The 16,379-nt window shown below is 52.2% G+C and carries 16 protein-coding genes, 1 tRNA gene and 1 pseudogene; 7 read left to right on the forward strand and 11 right to left on the reverse strand.

The window, feature by feature from the left end:
- Positions 1-162 precede the first annotated feature (162 nt).
- Positions 163-1,509 carry an argininosuccinate synthase gene (argG, locus tag HV318_RS10775; protein WP_182272767.1) on the forward strand — a complete coding sequence of 449 codons (1,347 nt, stop codon included), beginning with the start codon at positions 163-165 and terminating at the stop codon, positions 1,507-1,509.
- A 209-nt stretch (positions 1,510-1,718) separates the two neighbouring features.
- On the opposite strand, the gene HV318_RS10780 is transcribed toward argG, so the two are convergent.
- The 6 genes from HV318_RS10780 to rlmE all read right to left on the reverse strand — a co-directional run bounded on the left by HV318_RS10780 (position 1,719) and on the right by rlmE (position 7,311).
- Positions 1,719-1,805: transfer RNA gene (locus HV318_RS10780), tRNA-Leu, on the reverse strand.
- A 9-nt stretch (positions 1,806-1,814) separates the two neighbouring features.
- The gene (gene secG, locus HV318_RS10785) at positions 1,815-2,147 is read right to left on the reverse strand and encodes a preprotein translocase subunit SecG (protein WP_182272768.1); all 333 of its coding nucleotides are present in this window, start codon (positions 2,145-2,147) and stop codon (positions 1,815-1,817) included.
- Between the two features lie 223 nt (positions 2,148-2,370).
- Complete coding sequence (gene glmM, locus HV318_RS10790; RefSeq protein WP_182272769.1) at positions 2,371-3,708, reverse strand: phosphoglucosamine mutase; 1,338 nt, start codon at positions 3,706-3,708, stop codon at positions 2,371-2,373.
- Positions 3,701-4,549, reverse strand: coding sequence for a dihydropteroate synthase (folP, locus tag HV318_RS10795; RefSeq protein WP_182272770.1), 849 nt, complete (start codon positions 4,547-4,549; stop codon positions 3,701-3,703). The genes glmM and folP overlap by 8 nt, the downstream gene beginning before the upstream one ends.
- A gap of 98 nt (positions 4,550-4,647) precedes the next feature.
- Positions 4,648-6,582, reverse strand: coding sequence for an ATP-dependent zinc metalloprotease FtsH (gene ftsH / locus HV318_RS10800; protein ID WP_182272771.1), 1,935 nt, complete (start codon positions 6,580-6,582; stop codon positions 4,648-4,650).
- A gap of 102 nt (positions 6,583-6,684) precedes the next feature.
- The gene (gene rlmE, locus HV318_RS10805) at positions 6,685-7,311 is read right to left on the reverse strand and encodes a 23S rRNA (uridine(2552)-2'-O)-methyltransferase RlmE (RefSeq protein WP_182272772.1); all 627 of its coding nucleotides are present in this window, start codon (positions 7,309-7,311) and stop codon (positions 6,685-6,687) included.
- Positions 7,312-7,438: 127 nt separating this feature from the next.
- On the opposite strand from rlmE, the gene yhbY reads away from it, so the two are divergent.
- Entirely contained in the window at positions 7,439-7,732 is a 294-nt protein-coding gene (gene yhbY / locus HV318_RS10810; protein WP_003861814.1) for a ribosome assembly RNA-binding protein YhbY, read from the forward strand.
- A gap of 151 nt (positions 7,733-7,883) precedes the next feature.
- On the opposite strand, the gene greA is transcribed toward yhbY, so the two are convergent.
- Positions 7,884-8,360, reverse strand: coding sequence for a transcription elongation factor GreA (gene greA, locus HV318_RS10815; RefSeq protein WP_182272773.1), 477 nt, complete (start codon positions 8,358-8,360; stop codon positions 7,884-7,886).
- Positions 8,361-8,607: 247 nt separating this feature from the next.
- Here greA and dacB point away from each other — a divergent pair, with 247 nt between their 5' ends.
- From dacB to pmrB, 3 genes are read left to right on the forward strand one after another with little or no spacing between them, the layout of a single operon-like run.
- Entirely contained in the window at positions 8,608-10,041 is a 1,434-nt protein-coding gene (gene dacB, locus HV318_RS10820; protein WP_182272774.1) for a serine-type D-Ala-D-Ala carboxypeptidase, read from the forward strand.
- 2 nt (positions 10,042-10,043) lie between these two features.
- Complete coding sequence (gene pmrA, locus HV318_RS10825; protein ID WP_182272775.1) at positions 10,044-10,706, forward strand: two-component system response regulator PmrA; 663 nt, start codon at positions 10,044-10,046, stop codon at positions 10,704-10,706.
- Positions 10,703-11,746 (forward strand): two-component system sensor histidine kinase PmrB, encoded by a 1,044-nt coding sequence (gene pmrB, locus HV318_RS10830; protein ID WP_182272776.1) that lies wholly within the window; start codon positions 10,703-10,705, stop codon positions 11,744-11,746. Before pmrA ends, pmrB begins: the two co-directional genes overlap by 4 nt.
- Positions 11,747-11,782: 36 nt before the next feature.
- Here the strand turns inward: pmrB and cgtA are convergent, their stop codons facing one another.
- From cgtA to rplU, 4 genes and pseudogenes are all read right to left on the reverse strand, one after another.
- A complete protein-coding gene (gene cgtA / locus HV318_RS10835) occupies positions 11,783-12,955 on the reverse strand; it encodes an Obg family GTPase CgtA (RefSeq protein WP_182272777.1) in 1,173 nt (390 codons plus the stop codon).
- A 15-nt stretch (positions 12,956-12,970) separates the two neighbouring features.
- A pseudogene (locus tag HV318_RS10840) lies at positions 12,971-13,938 on the reverse strand (EamA family transporter).
- Between the two features lie 95 nt (positions 13,939-14,033).
- Complete coding sequence (gene rpmA, locus HV318_RS10845; protein ID WP_004385076.1) at positions 14,034-14,291, reverse strand: 50S ribosomal protein L27; 258 nt, start codon at positions 14,289-14,291, stop codon at positions 14,034-14,036.
- Positions 14,292-14,310: 19 nt separating this feature from the next.
- A complete protein-coding gene (gene rplU, locus HV318_RS10850; protein ID WP_003025032.1) occupies positions 14,311-14,622 on the reverse strand; it encodes a 50S ribosomal protein L21 in 312 nt (103 codons plus the stop codon).
- Positions 14,623-14,879: 257 nt separating this feature from the next.
- Here rplU and ispB point away from each other — a divergent pair, with 257 nt between their 5' ends.
- The gene (gene ispB / locus HV318_RS10855) at positions 14,880-15,851 is read left to right on the forward strand and encodes an octaprenyl diphosphate synthase (protein ID WP_182272779.1); all 972 of its coding nucleotides are present in this window, start codon (positions 14,880-14,882) and stop codon (positions 15,849-15,851) included.
- A 229-nt stretch (positions 15,852-16,080) separates the two neighbouring features.
- On the forward strand, positions 16,081-16,368 hold the full coding sequence (gene sfsB / locus HV318_RS10860; RefSeq protein WP_182272780.1) for a DNA-binding transcriptional regulator SfsB: 288 nt from the start codon (positions 16,081-16,083) through the stop codon (positions 16,366-16,368).
- Positions 16,369-16,379 lie beyond the last annotated feature (11 nt).

Below are 16,379 nucleotides of genomic sequence, written 5' to 3' on the forward strand. Positions count from 1 at the left end.
AGTTTCCACCAGGTCAAACTGAGGGAAATTTTTACAAAAAACGCACGAGTCTCTTTCGGTCTTCGACAAAAGATGATTAAATGAATACTCACTTATTTTGCATAAACATGCATCGAGAGCGAACGCGGTCTCTAATCAGTCAATCAAGCAGGGTTTTATTTTATGACGACGATTCTCAAGCATCTTCCGGTAGGACAACGTATTGGCATCGCTTTTTCTGGTGGCCTGGATACCAGCGCTGCACTGCTGTGGATGCGCCAAAAGGGAGCGGTTCCGTATGCATATACTGCGAACCTGGGTCAGCCGGATGAGGACGACTATGATGCAATCCCTCGTCGCGCTAAAGAGTATGGTGCAGAGAATGCACGTCTGATTGATTGCCGTAAACAGCTGGTTGCCGAAGGTATCGCGGCTATTCAGTGCGGCGCTTTCCATAACACCACCGGCGGCCTGACCTATTTCAACACGACGCCACTGGGCCGTGCCGTGACTGGCACCATGCTGGTTGCCGCCATGAAAGAAGATGGTGTTAACATCTGGGGCGACGGTAGCACTTATAAAGGTAACGATATCGAACGTTTTTATCGTTATGGTCTGTTGACCAACGCCGAGCTGCAGATTTACAAACCGTGGCTGGATACCGACTTCATCGACGAGCTGGGCGGCCGCCATGAAATGTCCGAGTTTATGATTGCCTGCGGCTTTGACTACAAGATGTCTGTTGAGAAAGCCTACTCTACCGACTCCAACATGCTGGGCGCGACACACGAAGCAAAAGATCTGGAATTCCTTAACTCCAGCGTGAAGATCGTGAACCCAATCATGGGCGTGAAGTTCTGGGACGAGAACGTCAAAATCCAGGCGGAAGAAGTGACTGTCCGCTTCGAGCGCGGCCATCCGGTTGCCCTGAACGGCAAGACCTTCTCTGACGATGTAGAACTGATGCTGGAAGCAAACCGCATCGGCGGCCGTCATGGTCTGGGTATGAGCGATCAGATTGAAAACCGTATCATCGAAGCAAAAAGCCGTGGCATCTACGAAGCACCGGGGATGGCACTGCTGCACATCGCTTACGAACGTCTGCTGACCGGTATTCACAACGAGGACACCATTGAGCAGTATCACTCTCATGGTCGTCAGTTGGGTAAATTGCTGTATCAGGGTCGCTGGTTCGATCCGCAGGCGCTGATGCTGCGTGATGCTCTGCAACGCTGGGTGGCGAGCGCCATCACCGGTGAAGTGACTCTGGAACTGCGTCGCGGTAATGATTACTCCATCCTGAACACCGTGTCTGACAACCTGACCTATAAAGCAGAGCGTCTGACAATGGAAAAAGGCGAATCCGTGTTTTCTCCGGACGACCGTATTGGTCAGCTGACCATGCGTAACCTGGACATCACTGATACCCGTGCGAAGCTGTTCAACTACGTTGAGAATGGCCTGCTCTCTGCCAGTTCCGGTAATGGCCTGCCACAGGTTGAAAACCTGGAACACAGCGATAAGAAGTAATCGCTGATGTGAAATGTAAAAGGCGTCTGATAGACGCCTTTTTTATTTGGGCTTTGGTAAGCCCGGTAAGCGCAACGCCACCGGGCAACACGACGTGTGACGCTGCGCTTACCGGGCCTACAGAAGTTCGGAGGCACACCAGAAGTTAGGAGGCACACAATCTACAGACGAAAAAAAAGACGTCTTTCGACGTCTTTCTTCTGGAATATTGGTACCGAGGATGGGACTCGAACCCACAAGCCCGTTAGGGCACTACCACCTCAAGGTAGCGTGTCTACCAATTCCACCACCTCGGTACAGAATACTTAGTGCGGGATATCGCTGGTTGGCTTAGCCGGTGCAGCTGGCTGAGTTTGCTCAGTTTTAGACGGAGCACTCAGATTTTCCCACTCGCTTCCTTTATTGGTCTTGTTGCTGTTGATATTGCCCAGCACCAGACTGATGATGAAGAACAGCGTAGCCAGAATCGCCGTTGTACGGGTCATGAAGTTCGCAGAACCACTTGAACCGAACAGCGTACCGGAAGCGCCAGCTCCGAAGGAGGCTCCCATATCAGCGCCTTTACCTTGCTGCAGCATGATCAGCGCTACAAGAGCGATGGCTACAATAAGGAAAACAACTAAAAGAGCTTCGTACATAATCAACCTGTTCCTTGCGGATTTGCCGCATACCAATGCTTCGACCAATTAGCAGGATTTTTGTTTCCCACTGAAGCGGGTGTGAATACTAACCAAAGCGAATGACCTTCGCAAGGGCATTTTCGACGCATTGTATCAACTGCGGAAAAAAACAGCAAAAAGCCATTCATCGCTTAAAACAAAGGCGGGAAATGCCGCCTTTTTAAGCGTTTAGCATGAACAGCTATGCCGCTTTTACCGCATCAGCAATACGGTGCGCAAATTCAGTCACCTGTGCTTCGTCTTCACCTTCCACCATTACTCGAATAAGTGGTTCGGTACCGGACTTACGCAGCAGTACGCGACCACGGTTACCGAGCGCGGCTTCAACGTCAGCCATTACTGCTTTCACATTTTCGCTTTCCAGTGGATCGCCATTACCAGCGGTGAAGCGTACGTTGACCAGGATCTGTGGGAACATTTTCATGCCACTGCAGAGGTCGTGCAGGCTCATATGGTTACGCGCCATCGCAGCCACCACCTGGAGGCCCGCCACGATACCGTCTCCGGTAGTGGTTTTGTCCAGCAGGATCACATGGCCTGAGTTTTCTGCACCAATACGCCAGCCCTTCTCCTGCAGTTTTTCCAGTACATAGCGGTCACCCACTTTGGCACGGACAAACGGGATCCCCAGTTGTTTCAGCGCCAGCTCCAGCCCCATGTTGCTCATCAGCGTACCAACGGCACCGCCGCGCAGCTGACCCTGACGCAGACCTTCACGCGCAATGATATAAAGGATCTGATCGCCATCAACCTTGTTACCTTCGTGGTCAACCATGATCACACGGTCACCGTCACCGTCCAGCGCGATACCCAGGTCAGCTTTTTCTGCCAGAACACGTGCCTGCAGAGCGCGAACGTCTGTCGCCCCCACCTCTTCGTTGATGTTCAGACCATCAGGTTCGCAGCCGATAGTAATCACTTTCGCACCCAGCTCACGGAAGACGTTAGGGGCAATGTGATACGTTGCGCCGTTTGCACAGTCCACCACGATTTTCAGGTGACCCAGACTCAACTCGTTCGGGAAAGTGCCTTTGCAGAATTCAATGTAGCGACCCGCTGCATCAACAATACGGTTCGCTTTACCCAGTTCAACAGAGTCGACGCAGGTGATCTCTTTTTCCATCTCGGCTTCAATCGCTTCTTCCACTTCATCCGGCAGTTTGGTGCCGTCGATGGAGAAGAACTTAATACCGTTGTCATAGAACGGGTTATGCGATGCCGAAATAACAATACCTGCTTCAGCACGGAAGGTACGCGTCAGATACGCAACAGCAGGTGTTGGCATTGGGCCAGTAAAGGAGGCAGAAAGCCCCGCAGCCGCCAGACCCGCCTCCAGTGCAGACTCCAGCATATAGCCTGAAATACGGGTGTCTTTACCAATAATAATTTTACGGGAACCATGACGTGCCAGAACCTTACCAGCCGCCCAGCCAAGCTTCAGAACAAAATCAGGGGTGATCGGCGCATCGCCTACGCGGCCACGGATACCATCGGTACCAAAATATTTACGATTACTCATAGCGTTTGTTTTCCTTCGCTGCCAGTGTGGCTTCGACCACACGCATGGCTTCTACTGTTTCTTTGACGTCATGGACACGAATAATGTGCGCTCCCTGCATCGCCGCAATCACCGCGCAGGCCAGGCTGCCGCTAAGACGCTCGCTGGGGCCCACGTTCAGCAACTGCCCAATCATCGATTTTCTCGACATGCCAACCAGTAGCGGCAAGCCGAAGTGGTGAAACTCTGACAAGCGAGCAAGTAGCTCATAGTTGTGAGAGAGATTTTTACCGAAACCGAACCCCGGGTCGAGCAGCAATTTCTCTTTTGCGATTCCAGCACGCTCACAACGTTCAATATGTTCAATAAAGAAGCGATTCACATCAGCAAAGATATCGTTGTACTTAGGTGCATCCTGCATTGTTTTGGGCTGGCCCTGCATGTGCATCAGACAGACTGGTAACCCGGTTTCCGCTGCCGCCTCAATAGCACCAGGCTCGGTAAGCGATCGGATATCATTGATAATGTGAGCACCCACTCTCGCTACTTCACGAATCACTTCTGGCTTAGACGTATCAACAGAGATCCACACTTCAAAACGCTGGGCAATAGCTTCAACCACAGGAACCACGCGAGCCAGCTCCTCCTCCACAGAAACATCCGCCGCACCAGGACGCGTCGATTCGCCCCCCACATCAATGATGGTGGCACCCGCGTTGATCATCAAATTTGCGTGCTTAACCGCATCGATAAGTGTGTTATGCGTGCCGCCGTCAGAGAAGGAGTCAGGCGTAACATTCAGGATACCCATCACATGCGGATGTGAGAGATCGAGATGCGAGTCCTGAGCGAATAGTTTCATGGCGAAATCCCTGGTATCAATATGATTTAACGAAAAAGAAAAACCCCGGAGCAAGCTCCAGGGTTTGAAGTACAGACTAACTCTTCAACAGCAGTGACTTACTTGTCGCCCAACTGTTCTGACATGCTGTTACCCGGGTTCGGCGTATGTGATTCATCAGCCGTACGCGGTGCACGCGGAGTGCCATTGTTGTCAGAATTGTTGGAAGCGCCTGGATCTTCCCAGCCTGCTGGCGGACGCACTTCGCGGCGAGCCATCAGGTCGTCAATCTGTGGTGCATCGATGGTCTCATATTTCATGAGCGCATCTTTCATCGAATGCAGAATATCCATATTGTCGTTCAGGATCTGACGTGCGCGACCGTAGTTACGTTCAATCAGCGCTTTCACTTCCTGGTCGATGATACGAGCAGTCTCATCAGACATATGTTTCGCTTTCGCCACAGAACGACCCAGGAACACTTCGCCCTCTTCCTCTGCATACAGCAGTGGGCCGAGTTTGTCGGAGAAGCCCCATTGGGTCACCATGTTACGCGCCAGGTTCGTCGCCACTTTAATGTCGTTGGACGCACCGGTAGAAACATGTTCCACACCGTAGATAATTTCTTCTGCCAGACGACCACCATACAGGGTCGAAATCTGGCTTTCCAGCTTCTGACGGCTGGCGCTGATGGCATCGCCTTCCGGCAGGAAGAACGTTACGCCCAGCGCACGACCGCGCGGAATAATCGTCACTTTATGCACCGGATCGTGTTCCGGTACCAGACGACCGATAATCGCGTGGCCGGCTTCGTGGTATGCCGTGGACTCTTTCTGCGCTTCCGTCATCACCATAGAGCGACGTTCCGCACCCATCATGATTTTGTCTTTCGCTTTTTCGAATTCCACCATAGACACGACGCGTTTGTTACCGCGAGCGGCAAACAGTGCAGCTTCGTTGACCAGGTTAGCCAGATCCGCACCGGAGAAGCCCGGGGTACCACGCGCAATAATTGCCGCGTCGATATCTGGAGCCAGCGGTACGCGACGCATGTGTACTTTCAGAATCTGTTCACGACCACGAACATCCGGCAGACCAACCACAACCTGACGGTCAAAACGGCCTGGACGCAGCAGGGCTGGGTCAAGTACGTCCGGACGGTTGGTTGCTGCGATAACGATAATACCTTCGTTACCTTCGAAGCCGTCCATTTCAACCAGCATCTGGTTCAGCGTCTGCTCACGTTCATCGTGACCACCGCCCAGACCAGCGCCACGCTGGCGACCGACGGCGTCGATTTCATCGATGAAGATAATGCACGGTGCTGCCTTCTTAGCCTGCTCGAACATGTCACGCACACGAGATGCACCGACACCCACGAACATTTCAACGAAGTCAGAACCTGAAATAGTAAAGAACGGCACCTTCGCTTCACCCGCGATGGCTTTCGCCAGCAGGGTTTTACCGGTACCCGGAGGGCCGACCATCAGAATGCCTTTCGGGATCTTACCGCCCAGTTTCTGGAAACGGCTCGGTTCACGCAGGTATTCTACCAGTTCAGCCACCTCTTCTTTCGCTTCGTCACAACCTGCAACGTCAGCGAACGTGGTCTTGATCTGGTCTTCCGTCAGCATACGCGCCTTGCTCTTACCGAACGACATGGCACCTTTGCCACCACCGCCCTGCATCTGACGCATAAAGAAGATCCAGACGCCAATAAGAAGCAGCATCGGGAACCAGGAGATGAAGATAGAAGCCAACAGGCTTGGCTCTTCTGGCGGCTCACCTACCACCTTGACGTTTTTAGTCAGAAGGTTATCAAGCAGCTTAGGATCGTTCACCGGAATGTAGGTCGTGTAACGGTTACTATCTTTCTTGGTAACGTTGATCTCACGTCCGTTGATACGCGCTTCGCGAACCTGGTCCTGATTGACCTCCTGCAGGAAGGTAGAATAATCCACCTTGCGGCCATTCGACTCGCTGGGCCCAAAGCTCTGGAATACTGACATCAGCACAACGGCAATGACCAGCCAGAGTATTAGGTTTTTCGCCATGTCACTCAAGGGATTAACCTCATATTACAACTGTGTTAAAAACAGCGTCAGGATACTCTAGATCCAGTTTCATTCAAACTTTCGTCTGAAATCCACCGGTTATCATTTTCGCCCGGTCGCTACAATATACACTTCTCGGGAACGCGCCCGGGAAGAGTCCGGCTTACGAACTTTGACCTTCGCAAACAGGGAGCGAATTTCCTTAAGGTACTCCTCGAAACCTTCGCCCTGAAACACCTTCACAACAAAACTACCACCTGGTGCTAGTACATCACGACACATTTCTAACGCCAGTTCCACCAGATACATGGCACGGGGGATATCCACCGCCGGTGTTCCGCACATATTTGGTGCCATATCTGACATGACAACCTGAACTTTACTGTCACCTACGCGATCGAGTAACGCCTTCAGCACTAATTCATCACGAAAATCGCCCTGAAGGAAGTCGACACCAACGATGGGATCCATTGGTAAAAGATCGCATGCGATGATTCGGCCCGTTCCACCGATTTGCGTTACCGCATACTGGGACCATCCCCCAGGTGCGGCACCGAGGTCAACAATCGTCATCCCCGGCTTAAAAAGTTTGTCACTTTGCTGTATTTCATCAAGTTTAAACCAGGCACGGGAACGTAACCCCTTTTTCTGCGCCTGTTGAACATATTTATCGCTAAAGTGTTCCTGAAGCCAGCGGCTGGAGCTGGCAGAACGCTTCTTACCTGTCATTTAACATTTCCGTCCTGGTTCATCGTTGCTTGCCTGTGACGTAAATTTCTACGCAGCTATTTGGCGATATAAGGGAGATGGCGGTAGAATGAACCGTTTTCAATCCCAACGTAAGCAAAAATATACGATGAATCTGAGTACTAAACAAAAACAGCACCTTAAAGGTCTGGCACATCCGCTCAAGCCTGTAGTCATGCTTGGCAACAATGGTTTGACCGAAGGGGTGCTTGCCGAGATTGAACAAGCGCTGGAACACCACGAGCTGATCAAGGTGAAAATTGCCTCTGAAGACAGAGACACGAAGAACTTGATCGTGGAAGCCATCGTGCGCGAAACCGGTGCCTGTAATGTACAGGTCATCGGTAAAACGCTGGTGCTCTATCGCCCATCTAAAGAGCGTAAAATCTCGCTGCCACGCTAAGGATATCCTGAATTAAACACATTTTCTGTGTAAAACGAGGGATTTCTGTCAGCAGGTGAGCAAAATGCCATGCTCCTTGAGTTGATAAAAGGCCGCTATGCGGCCTTTTTCCTTTCTTTACAATGTATCAACATCTTCGTGGAGAAGCGAATTACAGGTACTCGACCTTGATAATTTCGTATTCCACTTCGCCGCCTGGGGTGCGGATGATGACAACATCGTCCTGCTCTTTGCCAATCAGGCCGCGAGCAATCGGTGAGTTCACCGAAATCAGGTTCTGTTTGAAATCAGCTTCATCGTCACCGACGATGCGGTAAGTCTGCTCTTCGTCGTTATCCAGGTTCAGCACGCTAACGGTGGAACCAAAGATCACCCGGCCATTATTTGGCATTTTGGTGATATCGATAACCTGCGCATTGGACAGCTTTGCTTCGATATCTTTAATACGCCCTTCACAGAAGCCCTGCTGCTCGCGCGCGGCGTGGTATTCAGCATTTTCTTTCAGGTCGCCATGCTCACGCGCATCCGCGATAGCGGCGATGATTTCAGGGCGACGAACGGATTTCAGGAAATCCAGCTCTTCGCGCAGTTTTTCGGCACCACGTAAGGTCATCGGAATAGCTTGCATTTGTTATACCTCTTAAACATTCCTGTTGGGAGCAGCGTCACCTGCTCCGGCTCCTGTCCCCATGAACATCAAACCATGAGCAAGCCAGAAGCAAAAAGAAAACCGACCCGGAAGCAACGCCCCAGGCCAGCAGCAATTTTCAATTTGATATGCATTTTACCGCGAAGTTCACTATGGGTCATCGTTTACTTTGCAGTGCCATGCACCGTAGTATGACGGTTTGTTTTCGGGTTGTTAGCGCGAGATTATGCGATTTTCCAGATTTATCATCGGATTGACTACCAGTATAACGTTCAGTGTTCAGGCCGCGAATGTTGATGAGTACATTAATCAGCTGCCCGCAGGGGCTAACCTTGCCCTGATGGTGCAGAAGGTCGGGGCGCAGACGCCAGAGATTGACTACCACAGTCAACAGATGGCGCTGCCTGCCAGTACTCAGAAGGTGATCACTGCACTCGCCGCCCTGCTCCAGCTTGGGCCTGATTTCCGGTTTACCACCACCCTTGAAACCAAAGGTAACGTCACGGATGGCGAACTGAAAGGCGATCTTATCGCCCGCTTCGGGGGTGACCCGACGTTGAAGCGCCAGGATATCCGCAGCATGGTGGCGGCATTGAAAAAATCTGGCGTGCAGAAGATCGACGGTAATGTGTTGATCGACACCTCCATTTTTGCCAGCCACGATAAAGCCCCTGGCTGGCCGTGGAACGACATGACGCAGTGCTTTAGCGCACCGCCAGCGGCTGCCATTATTGACCGTAACTGCTTCTCCGTTTCGCTTTACAGCGCCCCAAAACCGGATGACTTAGCGTTTATCCGCGTGGCGTCCTACTACCCGGTGACGATGTTTAGCCAGGTACGTACGCTGGCAAAAGGCTCACCGGATGCACAGTATTGTGAGCTGGACGTGGTGCCAGGCGATCTTAACCGCTTCACGCTTACCGGTTGCCTGACGCAGCGCGCCGATCCACTGCCGCTGGCCTTTGCGATACAGGATGGGGCAAGTTACGCCGGGGCCATTCTCAAGGATGAACTGAAGCAGGCGGGGATCACCTGGTCCGGTACCCTGCTCCGCCAGACGCAGGTCAATCAACCCGGCACGGTTATCGCCAGCAACCAGTCTGCGCCATTGCACGATTTGCTCAAGATTATGCTGAAAAAGTCGGATAACATGATTGCCGACACGGTGTTCCGCATGATTGGTCACGCACGTTTCGGCGTTCAGGGAACCTGGCGTGCAGGGTCCGACGCAGTACGGCAGATCCTGCGTCAGCAGGCAGGGATCGATCTGGGTAACACCATCGCCGTCGATGGTTCCGGGTTATCACGCCATAATTTGATTTCCCCGGCGACCATGATGCAAGTGCTTCAGTACATTGCACAACATGACACTGAGCTAAACTTTATTTCAATGCTACCACTTGCCGGACACGATGGTTCACTTCAGTACCGTGCCGGGCTTCACGCCGCCGGTGTGGATGGCAAAGTCTCAGCCAAAACAGGTTCACTGCAGGGGGTTTACAACCTTGCGGGCTTCATCACCACCGCCAGCGGGCAACGTATGGCATTCGTGCAGTATCTTTCCGGCTATGCCGTCGAACCGACTGACCAGCGCAACCGACGCATCCCGTTGGTACGATTCGAAAGCAGGCTTTATAAGGACATTTATCAGAATAACTAGCGATGAAACTACTCATAGTTGAAGACGATCTGTTATTACAGGAAGGGCTGGCGCTGGCGCTGGCCAATGAAGGATATGCGCTCGACTGTGCCGCCACGGCGGCAGAAGCAGATGCCCTGATTCAGAGCGGTGAATATAGCCTGGTGATCCTCGATTTAGGTTTACCCGATAAAGATGGTGCCTCATTACTGAACCAGTGGCGACGCCGCGGTATCGCCAACCCAGTGTTGATCCTCACGGCGCGTGATTCCATCGAAGATCGTATTAACGGCCTTGATTCCGGTGCGGATGATTATCTGGTGAAACCTTTCGTCCTTGCAGAGCGTCAGGCACGCGTGCGGGCACTGATCCGCCGCTACCAGGGACATAGTGATAACTTACTAACCGACGGTGATATTACGCTGAATCTGCAAACCCAGCAGGTGCTACGCAAATCGCTGCCTGTCGAAGTCACCCCAAAAGAGTTCGCCCTGCTTACACGCCTGATCATGCGTAGCGGGCAAACGGTACACCGTGAAACCCTGCAACAGGATATCTACTCCTGGCAGGACGATCCGGGGTCAAATACCCTCGAAGTTCACATTCACAACCTGCGCCGTAAGCTTGGTAAAGATCGAATTAAAACCGTCCGTGGCGTTGGCTACCGTCTGGAGAGCCAGAAATGAACAGCATGCGTCGGCGATTGATGATTTTGCTGGCGGTGATCTTACTGTTTTTCCAGCTGATAAGCGTGGTCTGGCTGTGGCATGAAAGCCGCGAACAGATTAGCTTTCTGGTGAGCGAAACGTTATCGGCAAAAGCGCGTAACAACCATGTCGAGAAAGAGATCCGCGAAGCGATTGCCTCGCTTCTGGTGCCTTCTCTGGTGATGGTGGGCTTTACCCTGTTCTTCTCATTCTGGGCCGTCACCCTGATAACCCAGCCGCTGAATAAACTGCGTGCCAGCCTGGCTAACCGTTCGGCGGATAATCTTACCCCGCTGCCGATGTATTCCGATATGGAAGAGATTGGCGCGGTGACGACGTCGCTGAATCAGCTGCTCGCCAGACTGGATAACACCATCCAGCAGGAGCGCCTCTTCACGGCAGACGCCGCTCACGAGCTGCGAACACCTCTCGCCGGAATCAGGCTACATCTGGAATTAATGGCTCAGTCGGGCTCACCGCAGGCCAATGCGTTGATTAGCCGGATCGATCAGTTGATGCACACCGTTGAACAACTGCTGATGCTGGCACGTGCCGGGCAGGCGCTGGCAAGCGGTCACTACGAAACCGTCAACTGGACAGACAGCATCATTGTTCCACTCAGCCTTGAGCATGAAGCTAAAGAACATACGGTGATATGGCCGGACAAAAGCCCACTGACGGTTCAGGGTGACACGGTACTTCTGCGCCTGATGCTGCGCAATCTGCTGGAGAATGCCACACGCTATAGCCCGACAGGCACAACCATTGAAGTGAAATTAATGGAGCATGATGGCGGTACGCAGGTCATCGTTGTCGATCAAGGGCCTGGCATTGATGAGGCACACCGACAGTCAATCACTGAACCATTCCGTCGTCTCGATCAGCGCTACGGTGGCAGCGGGCTGGGACTGAGTATTGTGCAACGCATCGTTCAGCTTCACCACGGCAAATTGACGCTTGAGAACGGCATTGAAGGTGGCTTAATCGCCAGTTGCTGGTTACCCGCGACATTAAGTTAAAAAAAAGCCCCCTTCGCAGGGGGCCTTCCACAGGTATTAGTGCTTGTAGATGAACTCGACACCTTCTTCGTCGTCTTCATCCCAGTCATCATCCCAGTCTTCGTCTTCTTCCGCTTCCATCTCTTCGAGCTGTTCACGGTGGTAGTCATCCCACATGAATTCGACTTTCTCAGGCTGTTTCGCTTCTTCCGCCTGAACAATTGGGTTCTCGATGATGAAGGTCATCACATCCCAGCAGAGATCTTTCACGCCAACCTGGCTTGCTGCGGAGATCAGGTAGTATTTATCTTCCCAACCCATCGCTTCAGCAATCGCTTTCGCTTTGGCCTCAGCTTCAGCTTTATCCATCAGGTCAATCTTGTTGAAGACCAGCCAGCGCGGCTTGTTCGCCAGTTTTTCGCTGTATTTCTCCAGCTCGCCGATGATAATGCGGGCGTTTTCCACCGGATCAGAACCGTCGATTGGATCGATATCAATGAGGTGCAACAGTACGCGGCAGCGCTCAAGGTGTTTCAGGAAGCGAATACCCAGGCCGGCACCTTCCGCTGCACCTTCGATAAGGCCCGGGATATCGGCAACCACGAAGCTCTTCTCGTTATCCATACGGACAACGCCCAGGCTCGGTACCAGCGTGGTGAACGGATAATCCGCCACTTTTGGTTTGGCTGCAGAAACAGCACGAATAAACGTCGATTTACCCGCGTTTGGCATGCCCAGCATACCAACGTCAGCCAACAGCATCAGCTCCAGCTGCAGGTCACGCTTATCGCCAGGTGTCCCCATCGTTTTCTGACGCGGGGTACGGTTAACGGAAGATTTGAAACGGCTGTTACCCAGACCGTGCCAGCCACCTTTAGCCACCATCAGGCGCTGACCGTGTTTGGTCATGTCACCCATCGTTTCGCCCGTGCCCTGATCGATCACACGTGTTCCAACCGGAACCTTAATGGTCACGTCTTTGCCACGCTTACCAGTACAGTCACGGCTCTGGCCGTTCTGGCCACGTTCAGCACGGAAGGATTTTTCAAAACGGTAGTCGATCAGCGTGTTGAGGTTCTCATCCGCCTCCAGCCACACGTCACCACCATCACCACCGTCGCCGCCATCAGGGCCGCCACGAGGAATATATTTTTCACGACGGAAGCTTACGCAACCATTGCCGCCATCACCTGCTACGACCAGGATCGTTGCTTCATCAACAAACTTCATTTTACTCTCCGTAACTCATTCGCCTGAGCGGGGGACTCTATTACTACCGCTTCATTTTTGCGCCAACGCCCCCAGAGACGATGACCAATGGCGGAATACATCGCGCCCGCAACCACGACAAACGCACCGAGATAACCCAACAGGTTGAGCATCGGTCTGACGAAAACATCGGGCCAGGCCATTGATAACAAATCTGAAAATAACAGCGTAAACAGCGGAGTCAGCGTGATTAATGCGCTCACCTGTGCTGCCTGCCAGCGCGCCATTGCTTCGGCCAGCGCACCATAACCGACCAGCGTATTCAGCCCACAAAAAATAAGGCACGCCAGTTGCCAGTCGCTGAGCTGGGTAATGACTCCCGGCTTCGCTAAAGGCAGCAATGCAACTGTACACAAAGTGTACAGCAAAAAGAGGATCTGCTGTGAAGCCAGACGACGCAATAACACCTTTTGTGCAACGCCGTAACTCACCCAGACCGTTGCTGCTCCCACACCGAAAATCACACCCCAGGTGTAATCCGTCAGGCGGGTAAAAATCTCTATCAGGCTGGTGTTGAAGAACATCACCAGACCACAGAGCAGCATGCTCGCCCCGATAACCTGTGTACCTCGCATCTTCTCCTTCAGGATAAAGACGCTGGCAACCATCATGCCGACCGGTGAAAGCTGACCAATCACCTGCGACGCCGTGGGGCTGAGATATTGCAGGGAAGAACTGAAGAGAATGAAGTTGCCGAAAAGGCCTCCCGTCGCGATGGCCAGTAATACCAGCCAGCGTGGCTTACGGAAGATCCGCAAGGGTGGAAGCTTACCTTTGACAGCCAGGATCGTACCGAGGCCAATGCTTGCCATCAGAAAGCGATAAAAGACCACCGTCGGCGGCTCCATCACTTCCAGTACCTGCTTCATTGCAATTGGCAGCGCACCCCAGCACATTGCGGTAGTGAGCGCCAAAAGAATACCAATGCCGGCCTGCTGCTTCATGCCCGTTTTCCCTACAGAAAATTTTCCGGGTTTCCAATGTAAAAAGCCCCGCAACACGTTGCGGGGCTTTAATCCGTTACCGGACCGAGAAAACCTTACTCAGCAACGATGCTGATGTATTTACGGTTGTTCGGGCCTTTAACTTCAAATTTCACTTTACCGTCTGCTTTAGCAAACAGAGTGTGGTCACGACCGCAACCTACGTTGTTGCCAGCGTGGAATTTGGTACCACGTTGACGAACGATGATGCTACCCGCCAGAACGGATTCGCCACCGAAACGCTTAACGCCCAGGCGTTTAGCTTCTGAATCGCGACCGTTACGTGTGGAGCCGCCAGCCTTTTTATGTGCCATTTAAATCTCTCCTCAGGTCTTAGGCGCTGATGCCAGTAATTTTCACATCAGTGAACCACTGACGGTGGCCCTGCTGCTTACGGTAGTGTTTACGACGACGAAACTTAACGATTTTAACTTTCTCGCCACGACCATGAGCAACAACTTCAGCTTTGATAACGCCGCCATCAACGAAAGGAACGCCGATTTTGACTTCTTCACCGTTTGCGATCATCAGAACTTCAGCGAACTCAACAGATTCGCCAGTTGCGATGTCCAGCTTTTCCAGGCGAACGGTCTGACCTTCGCTTACTCGGTGTTGTTTACCACCACTTTGGAAAACCGCGTACATATAAACTCCGCTTCCGCGCACATCCTCGTATGAATCAGAGTGCGCTATAAATATTCACAATAGGGCGCGAATATTACGCAAAACGCGAGCCTTTGACAAGTGCTACCGTCAATACATGAAGAAAAAAAACACAACACGTACGGTAACGTTTATCTGAGCCGTTTTTTCAGTACAATCAGCAATACTATTGATAAACCGAAACCCTTTGTTACCCCATTGAAGATGGGATAAACAGGATAAAAAGCCCGGCTTTTGCGATGAATTTAGAAAAAATCAACGAGTTAACCGCGCAAGATATGGCGGGTGTAAATGCAGCAATCCTGGAGCAACTCAACTCTGACGTTCAGCTGATCAACCAGTTGGGCTATTACATCGTCAGCGGCGGCGGCAAACGCATTCGCCCGATGATTGCCATTCTGGCTGCCAGAGCCGTTGGCTACCAGGGAAATGCGCACGTCACTATTGCAGCACTGATCGAATTTATCCACACCGCAACGCTTCTTCACGACGACGTCGTAGATGAATCCGACATGCGTCGTGGCAAAGCCACGGCAAATGCAGCCTTTGGCAACGCAGCCAGCGTCCTGGTGGGGGATTTTATCTATACCCGCGCCTTCCAGATGATGACCAGCCTCGGTTCGCTGAAGGTGCTGGAAGTGATGTCTGAAGCCGTTAACGTCATCGCCGAAGGCGAAGTGCTGCAGCTGATGAACGTCAACGATCCGGATATTACCGAAGAGAACTACATGCGCGTGATCTACAGCAAGACAGCGCGCTTGTTTGAAGCGGCGGCCCAGTGCTCCGGTATTCTGGCAGGTTGCACAGAGGCACAGGAAAAAGGGCTGCAGGACTATGGCCGCTATCTTGGCACCGCGTTCCAGTTGATTGACGATTTACTGGATTACAGCGCCGATGGCGAAACACTCGGTAAAAACGTGGGTGATGACCTGAACGAAGGTAAGCCAACCCTGCCGCTGCTGCATGCAATGCGCAATGGTTCACCTGAACAGGCCAAAATGATCCGTGAGGCTATCGAGCAGGGAAATGGTCGACATCTTCTGGAACCGGTACTGGAAACAATGGCTATCTGCGGGTCGCTGGAGTGGACACGCCAGCGTGCTGAAGAAGAGGCCGATAAAGCCATTTCGGCTCTTCAGGTCATTCCAGACAGCCCGTGGCGTGATGCTCTCATTGCGCTAGCCCACATTGCCGTCCAGCGCGATCGCTAACCTCTCCTCTTCTCCCCGTATCCAATACGGGGAGATTCCAGTAAACGTCAATAAATTCCATATTCATGTTAAATCATCGGCTTACATGCCGCATGAATAAAGCCATGTCATATTCTGAATATTGCTTCCAGTAACGCGAACTTTTTAGAACCAATGTTCGAAATGCGTATAGTACCCCTGTCGTTTCAGGAGAAATGACGTGGGTGAATACGAACATAAGGACAGCTTTATGGATACGAAATTTATCGACTGGCATTCCGCAGATATCATTGCGGCACTGCGTAAAAAAGGAACATCGCTTGCAGCAGAGTCACGCCGCAGTGGCTTAAGCTCTTCCACTCTGGCAAATGCGCTGACCCGTCCGTGGCCCAAGGGTGAATTGATTATTGCAACGGCGCTGGAAACACACCCGTGGATAATCTGGCCGTCGCGCTACCACGATCCCATTACCCATGAATTTATTGACAGAACACGCATGATTCGCCAGAAAAAAACGAAAGGAGAGCAGCCGGTGTAATGCTCTTTTTT

Origin of the sequence: Enterobacter sp. RHBSTW-00901, from assembly GCF_014103115.1 — a bacterium.
GTDB lineage: Bacteria > Pseudomonadota > Gammaproteobacteria > Enterobacterales > Enterobacteriaceae > Enterobacter > Enterobacter cloacae_P.

Coding starts and splice junctions, on each gene's coding strand:
- pmrB (WP_182272776.1), top strand. CDS start 10,703: ATGAACAGCATGCGTCGGCGATTGATGATTTTGCTGGCGGTGATCTTA.
- rlmE (WP_182272772.1), bottom strand. CDS start 7,311: ATGACAGGTAAGAAGCGTTCTGCCAGCTCCAGCCGCTGGCTTCAGGAA.
- yhbY (WP_003861814.1), top strand. CDS start 7,439: ATGAATCTGAGTACTAAACAAAAACAGCACCTTAAAGGTCTGGCACAT.
- ftsH (WP_182272771.1), bottom strand. CDS start 6,582: ATGGCGAAAAACCTAATACTCTGGCTGGTCATTGCCGTTGTGCTGATG.
- argG (WP_182272767.1), top strand. CDS start 163: ATGACGACGATTCTCAAGCATCTTCCGGTAGGACAACGTATTGGCATC.
- rplU (WP_003025032.1), bottom strand. CDS start 14,622: ATGTACGCGGTTTTCCAAAGTGGTGGTAAACAACACCGAGTAAGCGAA.
- folP (WP_182272770.1), bottom strand. CDS start 4,549: ATGAAACTATTCGCTCAGGACTCGCATCTCGATCTCTCACATCCGCAT.
- cgtA (WP_182272777.1), bottom strand. CDS start 12,955: ATGAAGTTTGTTGATGAAGCAACGATCCTGGTCGTAGCAGGTGATGGC.
- sfsB (WP_182272780.1), top strand. CDS start 16,081: ATGGATACGAAATTTATCGACTGGCATTCCGCAGATATCATTGCGGCA.
- secG (WP_182272768.1), bottom strand. CDS start 2,147: ATGTACGAAGCTCTTTTAGTTGTTTTCCTTATTGTAGCCATCGCTCTT.
- glmM (WP_182272769.1), bottom strand. CDS start 3,708: ATGAGTAATCGTAAATATTTTGGTACCGATGGTATCCGTGGCCGCGTA.
- pmrA (WP_182272775.1), top strand. CDS start 10,044: ATGAAACTACTCATAGTTGAAGACGATCTGTTATTACAGGAAGGGCTG.
- dacB (WP_182272774.1), top strand. CDS start 8,608: ATGCGATTTTCCAGATTTATCATCGGATTGACTACCAGTATAACGTTC.
- ispB (WP_182272779.1), top strand. CDS start 14,880: ATGAATTTAGAAAAAATCAACGAGTTAACCGCGCAAGATATGGCGGGT.
- greA (WP_182272773.1), bottom strand. CDS start 8,360: ATGCAAGCTATTCCGATGACCTTACGTGGTGCCGAAAAACTGCGCGAA.
- rpmA (WP_004385076.1), bottom strand. CDS start 14,291: ATGGCACATAAAAAGGCTGGCGGCTCCACACGTAACGGTCGCGATTCA.